This is a genomic window from Saliniradius amylolyticus, from assembly GCF_003143555.1.
Classification (GTDB): domain Bacteria; phylum Pseudomonadota; class Gammaproteobacteria; order Enterobacterales; family Alteromonadaceae; genus Saliniradius; species Saliniradius amylolyticus.
This window is the reverse complement of record NZ_CP029347.1, coordinates 445,516-460,951: the sequence shown is the minus strand read 5'-3', so window position 1 is coordinate 460,951 and position 15,436 is coordinate 445,516. Positions and strand designations below refer to the sequence as shown.

The window sequence follows — 15,436 nt, the reverse complement described above, 5'->3', positions numbered from 1 at the left end:
GAACAAGCCAACCTTCTTCCTGACCGCTCGGGTCCGTATAGAAGGCTGGCCAATGTCGAGATTGTTAGCTTAGCGTCACCCGGGCGAATTTACGCTTACCCACCTGATACACGGCAGTACCTTTGTCGGTCAACGTCAGCTTGGTATCGGTGACTTTTTCACCGTCGATCTTCACCGCGCTTTGTTTGATCATGCGCATGGCATCGGAAGTAGATTTCACCAGCTCAGCCTGCTTTAACAGGTTACCAATGGCGATACCTTCCGCGTCCAGAGTGATCTCAAGTTCCGGCATTTCATCGGGAATGGCGTTTTTCTGGAAGCGCTGAACAAAGTCCTGATGGGCTTTTTCGGCCGCATCTTCGTCGTGGAAGCGGGCAATAATCTCCTTGGCCAGCTCTATCTTCACATCCCTTGGGTTGCGCCCTTCGGTGACCTGCTGTTTTAACTGCTCAATATCTTCGATATCGCGGAAGCTTAATAGCTCGAAGTAGCGCCACATGAGATCGTCGGAAATGGACATCAGCTTACCGAAAATATCATTGGGCGCTTCGGTGATACCGATGTAGTTATTCAGCGACTTGGACATCTTCTGTACGCCGTCCAGACCTTCCAGCAGCGGCATCATCAGAATCGACTGAGGACGCTGGCCTTCTTCTTTTTGCAGCTCGCGACCCATCAGCAAGTTAAAGCGCTGGTCGGTACCGCCCAGCTCCACATCGGCTTCCAGCGCCACCGAGTCCCAGCCTTGCACCAGCGGGTAGAGAAACTCATGGATGGCAATGGATTGGTTAGCCTGATAGCGTTTCTTAAAATCGTCGCGCTCCAGCATCCGAGCCACAGTCTGGCGGGCGGCCAGCTTGATCATCCCGGCCGCGCCGAGCTTTTCCATCCATTCAGAATTAAAGCGAATGGTGGTTTTTGCCGGGTCCAGGATCTTAAACACCTGCTCTTTGTAAGTTTCGGCGTTATTCAGCACGTCTTCCGGTGACAATGGCTTGCGGGTGACATTTTTCCCTGTAGGGTCGCCAATCATGCCGGTGAAGTCGCCAATCAGAAAAATCACCTCATGACCTAGTTGCTGAAAGGTACGCAACTTATTGATCAGCACCGTATGCCCCAGGTGCAAGTCCGGCGCTGTAGGATCGAACCCTGCCTTAATTTTCAGTGGCTTACCCTGCTTAAGCTTGTCGGCCAATTCGTCTTCGATCAGGATCTCTTCCGCCCCGCGACGGATCTCCGCCATGGCCTGTTGCCAATCAGTCATTGTCAGTCTCTACCTAGCACGATTAAAATAATCGAGCATTCTAGCGTCGCCCAAGGCCTATTGAAAGGCTGCCGGGAGTAGAAATTGCGCTTTATTCAGGATATTCTGCTATATCAATAAACGATGCGCCCGATAAACGATAACCATTATAATTTTGCGCGGCATCGCATCGCTGAGGTTAGGTAAAGTGGTACATAAAACGATTCAACAGCTTCCCCGTCGGCATAAGGTGTTACTGATGGTTCTCAGTGCCCTGACAGCCATTATACTATTGCTGCCTTCTGAGCCGGCAACGGCGTCCAGAAATACTCAGGAGCTTGAACTCGGTAAACGTTACGAGCTGCCGATTAATATCGAGACTGAACAAGCCGCCACTTCAACGGCTAAAGAACGCCCTTGGCAGACCTACAAAGTCAAATCCGGTGATAACCTGGCCCGGTTATTTCAGCGGGCGGGTTTTACCCCTCAGGAAACATACAAAGTCAGTAACGCCGGTGACCAGGCCAAAAAGCTATTAAAGATGATGCCCGGTGACGAACTCAGACTGGCTAAGAGTGACGATGGTAGCTTTGAGGCCTTATCGTTTACCTATTCGCCCACCGAGCAATTGCTGATTGAACAAACCCAGGACGGCTTTCACAGCGAAATACTCACCAAGGACGTAGAAGTACGTTTAGGGTACGCGGCCGGTGAGATCCAGCAAAGCTTCTGGCATGCCGGGGTTAAAGCCGGACTCAGCGAAAGCCTGATAATGAACCTGGCCGGTATATTCGGCTGGGATATCGACTTTGCTCTGGAGATTCGTCAGGGTGACAGCTTCAATCTGGTGTACGAAGAAGAGTATATCGATGGCGAATTTGTCGGCTACGGAAAAATTCTGGCTGCCGAGTTTGTCAATCGTGACGAACAATTCCAGGCCATTCGCTACAAAGATGGCCAATACTACACTCCTGAGGGGCGCAGCATGCGCAAGAGTTTCTTGCGTGCTCCGGTCAGCTTTAAGTACATCAGCTCCAACTTTAACCCCAATCGCCTCCATCCGGTGTTAAAGACACGCCGGCCTCATAACGGCATCGACTATGCCGCCAGCACCGGCACTCCGGTAATGGCCGCTGGCGATGGGCGGGTGGTCGAAGCCAGTTATAACCGTTACAACGGCAACTATGTGTTTATTCAACACGGCGGCAAGTATGTGACCAAATACTTGCACTTCAGCAAGCGCGCCGTGCGCAAAGGACAATACGTGAAACAAGGTCAGACGATCGGGTATGTTGGGGCCACTGGACTGGCCTCCGGTCCACACCTGCATTATGAATTTCTGGTTAACGGTGTGCATCGTAACCCGCGTACCGTGGAGCTCCCCAAAGCTAAGCCCATCGATCGTAAAGAACGTACCGAATTTGCCAAGGTTGCAGAAGAGTACCTGGAGCACCTGAATAATAATCGTCGCATTATGCTGGCCATGGCCCGTTAGGTGTGATGGTAAAACCTGAGCCAATTGAGCTGGCTGTATTAAGCCAGCGCTACCAGGAATATCACCCCCACCTTGATCTGCCAGAGGCTGGCTGCCAGATCTTACTGGCCGATCCGGATCTGGCCGCCACCGCTCTGAACCGTTTACCGAAGGTGCAATGGATTCAGTCTACCTGGGCAGGTGTTCGCCCCTTGCTGAATCATAACCGCCGTAACTACCAACTCACTGGTATCAAGGATGTATTCGGCGTTCAGATTCGTGAGTATGTACTGACTTACCTTCTTTATTTCACACGCCAAGTCCCTGAGTATTTAAGCAAACAAAAGAGGCAATGCTGGCAGCCTGAATCGCCGAAAACATTGGCAGGTCAGACACTAGGCATTCTGGGAGCAGGAAATATCGGCACCGATGTCGCCAGAGCCGCAAGTGGACTGGGTATGCGTGTTGTCGGTCTGACACGCTCCGGCCAGTGCAAGGACGTATTCGAGCAGTGCTATGCCCCTGCGCAGCGTCTGGAGATGACGGCCCAGTGTGATCACTTGGTTTCTCTGCTACCTCAAACGCCCGATACCACTAACTTGATAAATGCCGAGTTATTGCGCCAACTACCTCGTCACGGGGTAATTATCAATGCAGGACGCGGCAACGTTATTCATCAGCAAGCACTGATCGACAGCCTCACTAATAAGCAAATCCGCGGTGCTGTGTTGGATGTATTCGAACAAGAGCCTCTTCCTGACTGCCACCCTTTCTGGCATACGCCCAACCTCATCGTCACTCAGCACACTGCTGGGGTGTCCTTCCCTAAGGATATTGCAAAATTGTTTTTGAACAACCTGAGGCACTGGCGAGAAGGTCAGCCTCTGCTGCACCGAATCGACTTTGCGAAAGGCTATTAGAGTCACCTTGCTTTTTCACTAAGAACCACCAGCCTTAATAAAGCCATTGAAAGCCATTGAAGATAACAAGGAGGCGACCTTGCTAGGTTGGTCACTATTTTTCCTGATTGTGGCACTGATTGCCGGGGTACTTGGCTTTTCAGGTATCGCTGGCACTGCTACCAGCATTGCAAAACTGTTGTTCTTTATTTTTATTATTTTACTTGCTGTATCTGTGGTCGTGCGACTGTTAAAAGGGAAACGGCCCTAACCTTCTAATTCAACCATTCCACTAAGCCGGAGGCGCTTTATGATGAAAACGTTAAATCTACTGTTACTAATGTCGATAATGAGTTTTTCCATAGTTGGCTGTAGTCAGCAAAAAGACGAAGAGAAGGAAAGCGAGAAGCTGGTCGAAGAAATACAACAGCAAGCTGAAGAGGCTGGCGAGACCGTTGAAGATACCGCCGATGATGTTGGCGACGACCTTGCAGAAGCCGCTGATGACGTGGGTAACGACATCGAAGACGCGTGCGAAAACGTCAAAGAGAGCGTCGACGCTGAAGACGACGACTGTTAATTAAAGATTCGCTCGCCAGAGGGGCGAGCGCTATCGAGCCTAACCTTGGTATAGGGTTTCTATCCATTTCTTCTCATCGATAAAACGCCAGGACCAAGGTTGCCATTGTTCCTGCAAGCCGGTTTCGATAGCCTGTTCCAGGCTCAGGCCCTGCTTTTTAAGACTCTGCACATAGGCATAGGTGGTTTTGATCATATTCAGGAATCTTTGGTAGTCGGCTTTATTGGCCAGTTTTCCATGACCGGGAATAATCTGAGTGTCTGCATCGACCCGATCGATCAACGTCTCCACATTAGCGATGTAACCGGCCACATTCCCACCACCGTTCAGGTCGATGTAGGGGAAACGCCCTTCAAAGAAAAGGTCGCCCGGATGCAGGACATTGGCATTTTCAAACCAGATTACACTATCACCATCGGTATGCCCCGAGGGCAGATGCATCACATGAATCGTATCGCCATTGAAGTGAAATTTAACCCCTTCGTCATAGGTCACCACCGGTAAACTGGCGGGCTGTGTCTCAGCTTTATCGCTAAGCCGCACCCGCACATTATGATGGGCAAACACTGTGGCGTGGTGATGTTCGGCAAACCAGGCATTACTACCGGTGTGATCCCCATGATAGTGAGTGTTTACTATATAACGAACCTCTGAGTTGCCAATCTCTGCCACGCTGGCGGCGATTTTCTCTGCCAGTGGTGCAAACTGATCATCGATGATCAATACGCCGTCTTCCCCGGCCGATACGCCGATATTCCCCCCGGCGCCCGTTAACATATGCACCGAGCCACTCAGGTGTTTACGCTGGATTTCAACATCGTCATAAGGATTTTCGGTGGCACCCACCGCTGGCAGCATAAACGCCAGTAAAACCGTTAACCATCGCATCATTTTGCTCCTTTTAGGTGTGTCTGATTAAAGATAGCAAGGAGGAACAGGATTGGATCAGTCTGAAACAACACCATCAGGGCGCTACCCTGTGTCACGAGGACCTTGCGGCCATCCATCCCCGCAAGGCCTGTTAAAAACGGTCTAATCTACCGACCTTAGATAACGCGCTGCCAGTGCTACTACAGGCGCACCTGAGGGGTGATTGTGCTGGATATCCGGCCCATCAATGGCACTACCAGCAATATCCAGATGCATATAAGGTAATGGCTTGTCGCTGTCGCTACCATTTTTTGCCAGACCCGAGGCCACGTCCAAAAATGCCATCGGGAACTGGTGCCCTCTGGAGGTTGCCGCCGATGAGGCGTTATTACTGGACAATACGTCGTCGGCCTGTGTGCGCCCCTTGATAAACTCATAGTCTTCACGACGAGAGCGAGTCACTTCCGCCGGGTCACCCCATTGGTCGGCCTGCTCCACCAGTTTATCGCCCAGATGCAGTGACCTAGCCGGGCCATTTTCCACGCAAGCGGTGTATTGCCCGTAGCATTTCACAACATGGCCTGTCAGAGTCGCGATGGTGAACAGGGTCGGCGATACCGCCTGCTGAGCCTCTTCACGAAGCTCTGAGAGTAGGTCAGCCATTACCAGACGACCTTCAGCGTCGGTATTACCAATACGCACTCTCACCCCAGAATGAGCTGTGATAATCTCATCGGCGACAAAGGCGTCAGAGCCAATGCTGTTGCGCACTACGCCTAGAGCGGCCACCACTTTAATGCCTTTAGGCTTGAGCTCCGCCAGTATTTTCATAAACCCGGCCGCCGCTGCAGCGCCCCCTTTATCCCGGCTCATCCCCGCCATATGACCGTCAGTTTTCAGATCGGCGCCGCCGGTGTCATAAACAATTCCCTTACCCACAATAAATAGCGTCTGTTGGATCTCGCCCTCGCCGGTGTACTCCAGCCTGACCACTCTGGGCTGATGACGAGGTACATGAGTAGACGCCCGCGCGACGGCGTGCAGTAAGGGGTAATTCTTGCGCAGCACATCATCATCGCTGATTACGGTACAGGCCACCTCGGAGTTTTTAAAGGTCTGTTCACAGTATGCGGCAAAGCCCGGTGGTGACATTCGCTCCGGCTCGGTACCACATAAATCCCGAGCCACGCGACGACCGGATTCCACCCCAGCCAGCCAGTCCAGGTCGGTCTGATCCGGGGCATAGATGCCAACTTCGGCGATGGGCTCAAGCTTTTCCTCAGTAAGGGCTTCGCGGGCTTCTAATGGCTGCCACAGCGCCTGACAGAAGTTTAAGTAAGCGACTTCAATGGCGTGGGCATAGTCTTCGTTATCGGGCACTCCTGAAAGCACCATCACAGGATGGCGCGCGCCAGCATCAAGCGCGATCTTAGCGGCTGCTTTGGCGGCATCTCCGAAACGGCGCACGTCATCATAATCCCGCTCCAGGGGGCCAGTGGGCGAGTATATTAAACGCCCTCCGGCAATATCACTGGAGATGAGCAGTAAAGGCTCCTGGCCTACACGGCTGTCAATTCGGTGGTGGGCGTCGATGTTTTCTTTGATTTGCAAATTATCGATATGGTCATAATTGGGCGCGATAAAGATCACCGCATCCCAGTCACCATCGGGCTCAAGCGCCTTGTTCAGATTGGTGACTCTAAAAGGTTTGGGGAAAGCCATAGTGCCTCACTTCTATCGTTAGTATTGGTTATTATTTTAGCTTTGTATCAACTGTAGTCGCTTAGGCAGGAAAATCTCAACTTTCCAGCGGTAACGCCAGTTGGGGTGAGTTCGGTTCGGTTGGCAGGGTAACATGCATACCCACCAAACGAATGCCCCGATGCTGTTGTCGGCTCAATCCTTCGTCCAGAAGCTGTCCAAAATAAGCACGAGACAATCGCAGCTGCCGGTGTTCGACAGTAGTCTGGCGAAAGTCATCAAACTTGAGCTTCAGGCCCTGACCGTAAATGTGCAAATCGGGCTGATACGCTTTAAGCCGTGCTTCGAGCTTATCATACAGCCGCTCGATAACCTGCCAGCACTCAGCCCGAGTGTATATATCCTGAGGTAGGGTGACTTCGGCTCCAACGGATTTACGTTGCCGCTCGTTGCTCACCGGTCGCTCATCGATGCTATGTGCTCGTTGCCACAAAGCCTTGCCAAACTTGCCGAGTATCTCAACCATTTGGCTCTCATTGCTTTGGCGTACATCCTCGCAACTTAGCAACCCCAGTTTAGCCAGCTTCTCGGCGGTCACTTTACCTACGCCGGGTATGAGTTCTAAAGGCAGCTGGCGCACATAGTCATCCAACTGTTCCGGTGTGACCACGCGGATGCCGTCGGGCTTGTTTTCGTCACTGGCGATTTTGGCAACAAACTTACAAGGCGCTACGCCGGCGGAAGCCGTTAGCCCGGTTTCGCGGTAAATGGCCGCACGTATATCCTGTGCAATCAGGGTCGCGCTACCATTAAAAGCCAAACAATGTGTCACATCCAGGTAAGCCTCATCCAGGGATAAGGGCTCAATAAGATCGGTATAACGACTGAAAATCTGGCGTATTTGCGCAGATACCTGCCGGTACAATTCCATTCGTCCGGGCACCAGTAGCAGCTGGGGACATAGCCTGAGTGCATAGGCCGTAGCCATGGCACTGCGCACTCCATACTCCCGTGCGGGATAATTGCAGGTGGCAATAACCCCTCGGCGATCGGCACTACCACCAATAGCAATGGGAATGTCTCGCCACTCGGGATGATCACGCATCTCCACTGCGGCGAAGAAGCAGTCCATATCAATGTGAATAATTTTACGCACAGGCCAGCAAACTGTATTTATATACAGTTTATTCTGCACAAAAAGGGGGAGTAATCAAGGATAGGCGGCGACTGGCCGCGCTATCATAGGAGCATCAGAGGATTTGGTTGCGCTTCCATTCAGCCAGTTTTTCATTCCTTGCTTCTTCTTTTTCCATCCGTGCTTTCTTTCTGTCACAGGGCTCCGGACAATCACAGGCTTTTTCGATGCCAAGGGCACCAAGACCGCCACAACTGCCCGAGATGGTTTTTTGCTGCACGATATAACCAACGGCCATTGCCAATACCACCAGCAGGAAAAAACCAAATGCCAGGAAAAACGTCGTCACAATAACACCTTCTTACTGCAAATAAGGCTTGAATTCGGCGGTATTATAACTGGTATAGCCGCCTTTTTCTTTACTAATGAGGAACACGGGTAAATTTTGTTCACGGGCAAAGGCAAGTCCTCTTTCCAGCCCCATCACATTGATCGCCGTTGCCAGCCCATCGGCAGTCATCGCCGAGGGGTGTACCACTGTCACCGATACCAGGTTATGCTGAATCGGGCGAGCCGTGAGCGGGTCGATAATATGGGAGTAGCGAACGCCATCCTGCTCATAGTAATTCCGATAATCGCCGGACGTGGCCACAGCATTATCCCCTACCGAGATAATCTGAGCCACCGCACGCTCTTCGGAAACCGGCTTCTCGATTGCGACCCGCCAGGGTTGCTGATGGTGCTTGTGACCAGACAATCTCATCTCGCCGCCGATTTCCACCAGATAATTATAAATGTCGCGCCGCTCCAGAAGCTCGGCAACCACATCCACGCCATAGCCTTTGGCAATAGTGGAAAGATCCACATAAAGCTCGGGATGGCGCTTGATGGCCTGATTCGATTCCAGCTCCAAAAGATCTAAGCCCGTGCGCTGTCGAACACGTTCAATGTCCTGCTGGGTCGGTACCTGCTCAGGACGCCCGTTAGGACCAAAACCCCAGAGGTTTACTAAGGGCCCTACGGTCACATCCAGCACACCGCCGGTGAGCTTGCCCAAACGCTTAGCCTCCTCAAGGACCATCATGGCGCCAGAGGAAAAAGCAAAAGCCTGAGCGGCTTGCATACGATTAAACTGGGATAACTCAGAGTCGGGATCATAGGTGGACATCTGACGATTCACCTCCACCAAAGCCTGATCGATATCCTGTTGAAGGGTGGCGGCATCCAATCCTGCCGAATTGACGAACTTAACCGTATACGTGGTGCCCATAGTTCGGCCTTGCAGGCTCTCCAGTTCAGGCTGAGGCTTGGCACAGGCAGTCACCAGTGCCAACAGAATAATGACCAGCCAACAACGAATGGCAAGCATAGACAAACACTCCCTTAATTTGGTTACAAAAAAAGGGCCCAAAGGCCCCTTTTTATATATGTTCTCGATAACCGAATATCGACTTAGACAAAGTATTGAGGCTTTAGACAAGGCCGCCGAGGTCTTGAGCCCCGGGAGCTTACCCAAAAGTAAGTGACCGGGGTCAAAGGCGACGGCAACGCCGTATTAAGCCTCAAGACGAAGTCTAACCGCCGAAGTCGTCCAGCATGATGTTTTCATCTTCCACACCCAGATCATGCAGCAGGTTGATGACTGCGGCATTCATCATCGGTGGACCACACATATAGAACTCACAGTCTTCCGGCGCCGGATGGTCCTTCAGATAGCGCTCATACAAGACATTGTGGATAAAGCCGGTATCCCCTTCCCAGTTATCTTCTGGCTGAGGGTCGGACAAGGCCACATGCCACTCGAAGTTGTCGTTCTCTTCCTGCAGTTCATTGAAATCCTCTTCATAGAACATTTCTCGCAGTGAACGTGCACCGTACCAGAAGGTCATCTTACGATCGGTCTTGATTCGACGCAGCTGATCGAAGATGTGTGAGCGCATTGGCGCCATACCGGCACCACCGCCGACAAACACCATCTCGGCATCGGTATCCTTGGCGAAGAACTCACCGAACGGACCGGAAATGGTTACCTTGTCACCTTCCTTCAGGCTCCAGATGTAAGAGGACATCTTACCGGCTGGCAGGCTGAGGTTATTCGGTGGAGGCGTCGCGATCCGGACGTTCAGCATAATAATGCCTTTCTCTTCCGGATAGTTGGCCATGGAATAGGCGCGAATGGTTTCTTCGTCTACTTTGGACTCAATGTCGAAGAATCCAAAGCGATCCCAGTCACCCTTGTACTCGTCCGGAATATCAAAATCTTTGTACTTAACATGATGCGGTGGCGCCTCAATCTGAATATAACCACCAGCGCGGAAAGGCACGTCCTCACCTTCTGGAATCTTAAGTACCAGCTCTTTGATGAAAGTGGCTTTGTTATCATTGGAAATGACTTCACAATCCCACTGCTTAACACCGAAGATCTCTTCATCCAGCTCGATCTTCATATCCTGCTTCACCGCTACCTGACAAGACAGACGGCAGCCCTCACGGGCTTCTTTCTTAGTGATGTGATCCAGCTCGGTTGGCAGGATTTCACCGCCACCGTCTTTCACATCCACCCGGCACTGACCACAAGAGCCACCGCCACCACAAGCAGAAGAAACAAAGATCCCCGCGTCAGCCAATGCCCCAAGCAGCTTACCGCCCGGCTCTGTGGTGATCGCCTTTTCCGGATCGTCGTTGATAGTGATAGTCACTTCACCACTGGGTACCAGCTTAGACTTGGCAAACATAATGATGAATACCAGTGCCAGTACAATGGCAATAAACATACCCACACCAAGGTAAATCTCAATCTGATTCATTACTTACTCCTATGTGCGGTCTGTTACAAAGAAACGCCGGTAAAAGACTGAAAGCCCAGGGCCATCAGACCGGAAATCATAAACACCGACCCCAGTCCCCGAATACCATCGGGCATATCGGCATACTTCAGCTTCTCGCGCACCGCTGCCAGCAGAGTAATGGCGATGGCCCAGCCAAGACCACTACCCACACCGTAGACAATGCTCTCGGACAGGTTGTACTCACGCTGCACCGCAAATGCCACGCCACCAAAGATGGCACAGTTTACGGTAATCAGTGGCAAGAAGATCCCAAGAGCGTTGTAGAGCGCCGGGAAGAACTTATCCAGACTCATTTCCAAAATCTGTACCAACGCAGCAATTACGCCGATAAAGGTCAGGAAGTTCAGGAAGCTCAAATCCGCCTCAGGAAAGCCAGCCCAGGCCAGCGCACCGGGTGCCAGAATATTGGTGTAGATAATCTGATTTACCGGTACAGAGATGCCCAGCACCACAATCACTGCAGCACCCAGACCCATCGCCGTCTTGACTTTCTTGGACACCGCCAGGAAGGTACACATCCCCAGGAACAGGGACAGAGCCATATTCTCGATAAATACCGAGCGAACAAAGATATTAATATAATGTTCCATAAATTACTCCTTAGGCTCCACTTGCTCAGGGCGAATAGTCCGGATAAACCAGATCATCCCGGCGATCAGGAAGAACGAACTGAATGGCAGAATTAACAGACCATTGCCTTGGTACCAGCCACCGTTTTGCACCAGTGGCAGAACTTCAAATCCAAGCAGTGTTCCGAAGCCGAACAGCTCCTTAATGGTACCGATAACGATCAGAATAAAGGAATAACCCAAGCCGTTCCCAATGCCGTCTAACAGGCTCATCATAGGAGGGTTTTTCATCGCATAGGCTTCAGCACGGCCCATAACGATACAGTTAGTAATGATAAGACCAACGAACACCGAAAGCTGCTTGGACACCTCGTAGGAGTATGCTTTCAGGATCTGGTCCACCACAATTACCAGAGAGGCGATAATGGTCATCTGAATGATGATACGCACGCTCGAAGGAATGTGATTACGAATCATAGAGATAAACAGGTTAGAGAACGCGACCACTGAGGTCAGCGCCAACGACATAACCAGCGCGGTCTCTAACTTAGTTGTGATAGCCAGTGCAGAGCAGATCCCCAACACTTGCAGCGCAATTGGGTTGTTGTCCAGAATCGGACCAAACAACGCCTTTTTCATTTCTTTTGCATTAGCCATTTGCTTGCCTCCTTAGGACTTCCAGGGCTGCTTATCCAGGAAGGGACCAAAACCAGCATCGCTTACCCAGTATTGCACCTGGTTCTGTACGCCGTTACTGGTTAAAGTCGCTCCTGATAGCGCGTCAACGGTGTAAGGGTTGCTGTCAGACGCACTCTTAGTGACTTTAATCGCCACCTCGCCGTCTTTATACAGTTTCTTACCGTCCCACTTGGCCTTCCAGCTTGGGTTTAACACTTCACCGCCCAACCCTGGGGTCTCTGCCTGATCGTAGTAGATCAGCTCACGGGTGGTATTACCGTCGCTGTCTACAGCCAGGAAGGCGTACATCAGATCCCACAGGCCACTGCCGTGAACAGGCAGGATGATGCGGCTGACATCGCCTTGCTCATCACGCACCAGGTAAACCGGCGCTACGGTAGCACGACGCTTAAAGCCAACATTACTGTTCTCAACCTGTTTGCTGAGTTCAGGATTATCGGCTGCCTTGTACATGTCGTAGTCTGGCTTCGGTGCTTCGGTAAACTGTCCGCTGGACAGGTCGACAAAGCGCTCTTCGATAAACTCGTTGTAGGTTGCTGCAATATCGCCGCCGGCTTGCTCTAACAGACCAGCCGCTTCCAGGATATTACTCTGGCGGTCCAATTTGGCGTTGGTTTGCTGCAGCGAGCGCAGGCCTACCGCTGCACTCGAGACCACAATTGAACATACCAGGCAGACGGCAACAACGATGCCGACGGTTCTGCCGAGAGATTCTTTTTTAGCTGACACGTGCCATCCTCCGCTTGATATTTTTCTGTGCTACGAAGTAATCGAACAGTGGCGCCCACAAGTTAGCAAACAGGATGGCTAACATCATGCCTTCCGGGAAGGCGGGGTTAAGCACACGGATCATTACACACATAAATCCAATCAAAATGCCGTAGGCCCATTTACCCTGGTTGGTAAAGGACGCTGAAACCGGATCGGTTGCCATAAACAACATACCGAACGCAAAGCCACCGGTTACTAAATGCCAGTACCATGGCATGGCAAACATCGGGTTGGTCTCGCTGCCAATCAGGTTCAATAAGGTAGCGAAAGCTGCCATACCCAAAAAGGTGCCGAGTACGATACGCCATGAGGCGATACGCATATACATGATAAAGACACCGCCGATCAGCAGCATCAGGGTGGAAACCTCACCAACAGACCCCTGGATATTACCGAAGAAGGCATCCCACCAGGCCTGATTCAGGCTCCAATCGTTGATTTGACCCAGAGCCGCCTTGCCCAATGCTGTCGCACCGGAAAATCCGTCTACAGCCGTCCAGATTTGATCGCCGGAGATTTGTGCCGGATAGGCGAAGTACAGGAAAGCACGACCAGATAGGGCTGGGTTTAAGAAATTACGGCCGGTCCCGCCAAAGACTTCCTTAGCAATCACCACACCAAAACTGATGCCCAGTGCCACCTGCCATAGTGGAATTGTGGCCGGCAGAATCAGCGCAAATAATACCGAGGTCACGAAGAACCCCTCGTTGACTTCGTGCTTACGCACCGACGCAAACAGCACTTCCCAGAAACCGCCGACGATGAAGGTCACCGCATAAATTGGCAGGAAGAAGCATGCGCCGTAGCCAAACATGGCCCAGCCTGAGGTTGCCTCAGTGCCCAGTTCGCCGCCCAGGGCGGTAAACAAGGCAGCCTGCCACATGTCGGGCAAGGTGCCGGCACCGGTCATGATAGCTTCGTGCGCTTGAGCACCCACATTGTACATGCCGTAGAACATGGCCGGGAAAGTCGCCATCCACACCATGATCATGATGCGCTTCAGGTCGATGCTGTCACGAACGTGGGTAGTATTCTGGTTAACCTTACCGGGCGTATAAAAGATGGTAGCTACCGCTTCATAGAGGGCGTACCACTTCTCGTGTTTTCCGCCGGGTTCGAAATTCGGCTCAATTTTTTCTAAATAATTCTTTAAGCTCATGGATCAGCCCTCTTTCTCGATAGTGTTGAGGCAATCTCTCAGGATTGGTCCATAGTTATACTTACCGGGGCAGACATAGGAACACAGTCCCAGATCTTCCTCATCCAGCTCCAGACAACCTAGTGTCTGAGCACTGTCCGTATCACCGGCGATCAAGTCGCGCAGTAATAGAGTCGGTAAGATATCCAACGGCATAATGCGCTCATAATTGCCGATGGGCACCATGGAACGGCTGGAACCATTGGTAGTCGTGGTCATATTAAACAGACGCTTAGGATTCAGATGGCCTAAGTAAGCACGGGTGATGGAGTGCTTATCAGAGCCAGGGCGTAACCAGCCAAACAGCTCTTTCTCATAGCCTTCTTTAAGCACTGAAAGCTGGGCATGGAAGCGGCCCAGATAACCGTGTACACCAGAAGCGTGAGTTCCGCAGAGCACTGAACCGGATACGACACGGCTGTCGCCCGTGGTCAGTTCCCCCTCAGTCAGCTCCTCGGTGCAGGCACCCAAGACAGTGCGTACCAGACGAGGTTTTTTCACCACAGGACCAGCCAAAGAAACCACACGACGATTATCCAACTGGCCCGAGGTCAAGGTGGCGCCGATGGCCATCACATCTTGGTAGCCGATGTGCCAGACGATCTTGTCGGCACCCGCGGAGTCCAGAAAGTGGATGTGGGTACCCACCAAGCCAGCCGGATGAGGACCGGCAAACTCATTAACACTGACATCCGCCTCGCCCACCGGGATATCGGCACCGGCAGCCTTGGTGACATACAGCTTACCCTGAGTCAGCTTGCGGATAATGGCCAGGCCATTCACAAAGTCCTCCTTGCGCTCGCCGATGATCACTTCAGGATCGGCCGCTAATGGATTGGTATCCATAGCGTTAACGAAGATGGCCTTGGGCTCAGAGCCGATTTCAGGACTGCGGCTGAAAGGACGGGTACGGAAAGCCGTCCAAAGACCGGAGTCTACCAGCGTCTTCTCGATGGTGTCTCTTTCCAGGGAGGGAATGTCTTTGGCATCCACCTGATGGAAAGTTTCGTAGTCTTCGCCCTGCATTTCGATCACGACCGATTGCAGCACACGTTTGTGACCACGATTGACTTCTTTTACCACGCCGGCCGCCGGGGCAGTGAACTTCACTCCCGGATTTTTCTTGTCTTCAAAAAGCACCTGGCCTTTCTTGACACCGTCCCCCTCACGCACATGCATGGTGGGGCGCATACCGACATACTCTTCACCAAGTATGGCAACTCGGGAAACCCGGGCACCATCCTGGATTTGTTGTTGTGGCGCTCCCTCAATGGGGAGGTCCAACCCTTTGGTGATTTTTATCATACGCAATTGCACTACTTATTTACTGAATACTCATCAGCATGGACACGCACAGCGCACATCTGTCCATGCTGATGAGTATTCAAACGAACTCCACCTGCTCTGATATCCAGCAACAAGCACCTGCAATTTCTACTTTTTAGAAA

Annotated in this window: 16 protein-coding genes; 4 read left to right on the top strand and 12 right to left on the bottom strand. The window is 51.8% G+C overall.

The annotated features are described in order from the left end of the window. Positions 1-64: 64 nt before the first annotated feature. Positions 65-1,264 carry a tyrosine--tRNA ligase gene (gene tyrS / locus HMF8227_RS02360; protein ID WP_109338646.1) on the bottom strand — a complete coding sequence of 400 codons (1,200 nt, stop codon included), beginning with the start codon at positions 1,262-1,264 and terminating at the stop codon, positions 65-67. A 187-nt stretch (positions 1,265-1,451) separates the two neighbouring features. Between tyrS and HMF8227_RS02355 the strand changes: the two genes are divergently transcribed. From HMF8227_RS02355 to HMF8227_RS02340, 4 genes are all read left to right on the top strand, one after another. After that, on the top strand, positions 1,452-2,738 hold the full coding sequence (locus HMF8227_RS02355; RefSeq protein ID WP_109338645.1) for an OapA family protein: 1,287 nt from the start codon (positions 1,452-1,454) through the stop codon (positions 2,736-2,738). Between the two features lie 5 nt (positions 2,739-2,743). Further along, positions 2,744-3,637 carry a D-2-hydroxyacid dehydrogenase gene (locus tag HMF8227_RS02350; protein WP_109338644.1) on the top strand — a complete coding sequence of 298 codons (894 nt, stop codon included), beginning with the start codon at positions 2,744-2,746 and terminating at the stop codon, positions 3,635-3,637. 79 nt (positions 3,638-3,716) lie between these two features. Continuing rightward, the gene (locus HMF8227_RS02345) at positions 3,717-3,887 is read left to right on the top strand and encodes a DUF1328 domain-containing protein (protein ID WP_109340986.1); all 171 of its coding nucleotides are present in this window, start codon (positions 3,717-3,719) and stop codon (positions 3,885-3,887) included. A 39-nt stretch (positions 3,888-3,926) separates the two neighbouring features. After that, positions 3,927-4,196, top strand: a complete 270-nt coding sequence (locus HMF8227_RS02340) for a hypothetical protein (RefSeq protein WP_109338643.1) — start codon at positions 3,927-3,929, stop codon at positions 4,194-4,196. A 39-nt stretch (positions 4,197-4,235) separates the two neighbouring features. Here the strand turns inward: HMF8227_RS02340 and HMF8227_RS02335 are convergent, their stop codons facing one another. The 11 genes from HMF8227_RS02335 to HMF8227_RS02285 form a co-directional block, all read right to left on the bottom strand. Beyond that, on the bottom strand, positions 4,236-5,087 hold the full coding sequence (locus tag HMF8227_RS02335) for an MBL fold metallo-hydrolase (protein WP_109338642.1): 852 nt from the start codon (positions 5,085-5,087) through the stop codon (positions 4,236-4,238). A gap of 141 nt (positions 5,088-5,228) precedes the next feature. Next, the gene (locus HMF8227_RS02330; protein WP_109338641.1) at positions 5,229-6,788 is read right to left on the bottom strand and encodes a M17 family metallopeptidase; all 1,560 of its coding nucleotides are present in this window, start codon (positions 6,786-6,788) and stop codon (positions 5,229-5,231) included. A 76-nt stretch (positions 6,789-6,864) separates the two neighbouring features. Then, positions 6,865-7,923 carry a DNA polymerase IV gene (gene dinB, locus HMF8227_RS02325; RefSeq protein ID WP_109338640.1) on the bottom strand — a complete coding sequence of 353 codons (1,059 nt, stop codon included), beginning with the start codon at positions 7,921-7,923 and terminating at the stop codon, positions 6,865-6,867. A gap of 94 nt (positions 7,924-8,017) precedes the next feature. Then, on the bottom strand, positions 8,018-8,251 hold the full coding sequence (gene nqrM, locus HMF8227_RS02320; protein ID WP_109338639.1) for a (Na+)-NQR maturation NqrM: 234 nt from the start codon (positions 8,249-8,251) through the stop codon (positions 8,018-8,020). 12 nt (positions 8,252-8,263) lie between these two features. Next, on the bottom strand, positions 8,264-9,271 hold the full coding sequence (locus HMF8227_RS02315; protein WP_109338638.1) for an FAD:protein FMN transferase: 1,008 nt from the start codon (positions 9,269-9,271) through the stop codon (positions 8,264-8,266). 205 nt (positions 9,272-9,476) lie between these two features. Next, on the bottom strand, positions 9,477-10,709 hold the full coding sequence (nqrF, locus tag HMF8227_RS02310) for an NADH:ubiquinone reductase (Na(+)-transporting) subunit F (RefSeq protein ID WP_109338637.1): 1,233 nt from the start codon (positions 10,707-10,709) through the stop codon (positions 9,477-9,479). 23 nt (positions 10,710-10,732) lie between these two features. Further along, complete coding sequence (nqrE, locus tag HMF8227_RS02305) at positions 10,733-11,341, bottom strand: NADH:ubiquinone reductase (Na(+)-transporting) subunit E (RefSeq protein ID WP_109338636.1); 609 nt, start codon at positions 11,339-11,341, stop codon at positions 10,733-10,735. A 3-nt stretch (positions 11,342-11,344) separates the two neighbouring features. Beyond that, positions 11,345-11,977: an NADH:ubiquinone reductase (Na(+)-transporting) subunit D gene (locus HMF8227_RS02300; protein ID WP_109338635.1), complete on the bottom strand. Its 633-nt coding sequence runs from the start codon at positions 11,975-11,977 to the stop codon at positions 11,345-11,347. Between the two features lie 12 nt (positions 11,978-11,989). Further along, positions 11,990-12,748 (bottom strand): Na(+)-translocating NADH-quinone reductase subunit C, encoded by a 759-nt coding sequence (locus tag HMF8227_RS02295; protein WP_109338634.1) that lies wholly within the window; start codon positions 12,746-12,748, stop codon positions 11,990-11,992. Continuing rightward, positions 12,738-13,949, bottom strand: coding sequence for an NADH:ubiquinone reductase (Na(+)-transporting) subunit B (locus HMF8227_RS02290; protein ID WP_109338633.1), 1,212 nt, complete (start codon positions 13,947-13,949; stop codon positions 12,738-12,740). The genes HMF8227_RS02295 and HMF8227_RS02290 overlap by 11 nt, the downstream gene beginning before the upstream one ends. A 3-nt stretch (positions 13,950-13,952) precedes the next feature. Next, positions 13,953-15,293, bottom strand: coding sequence for a Na(+)-translocating NADH-quinone reductase subunit A (locus HMF8227_RS02285; RefSeq protein WP_109338632.1), 1,341 nt, complete (start codon positions 15,291-15,293; stop codon positions 13,953-13,955). Positions 15,294-15,436 lie beyond the last annotated feature (143 nt).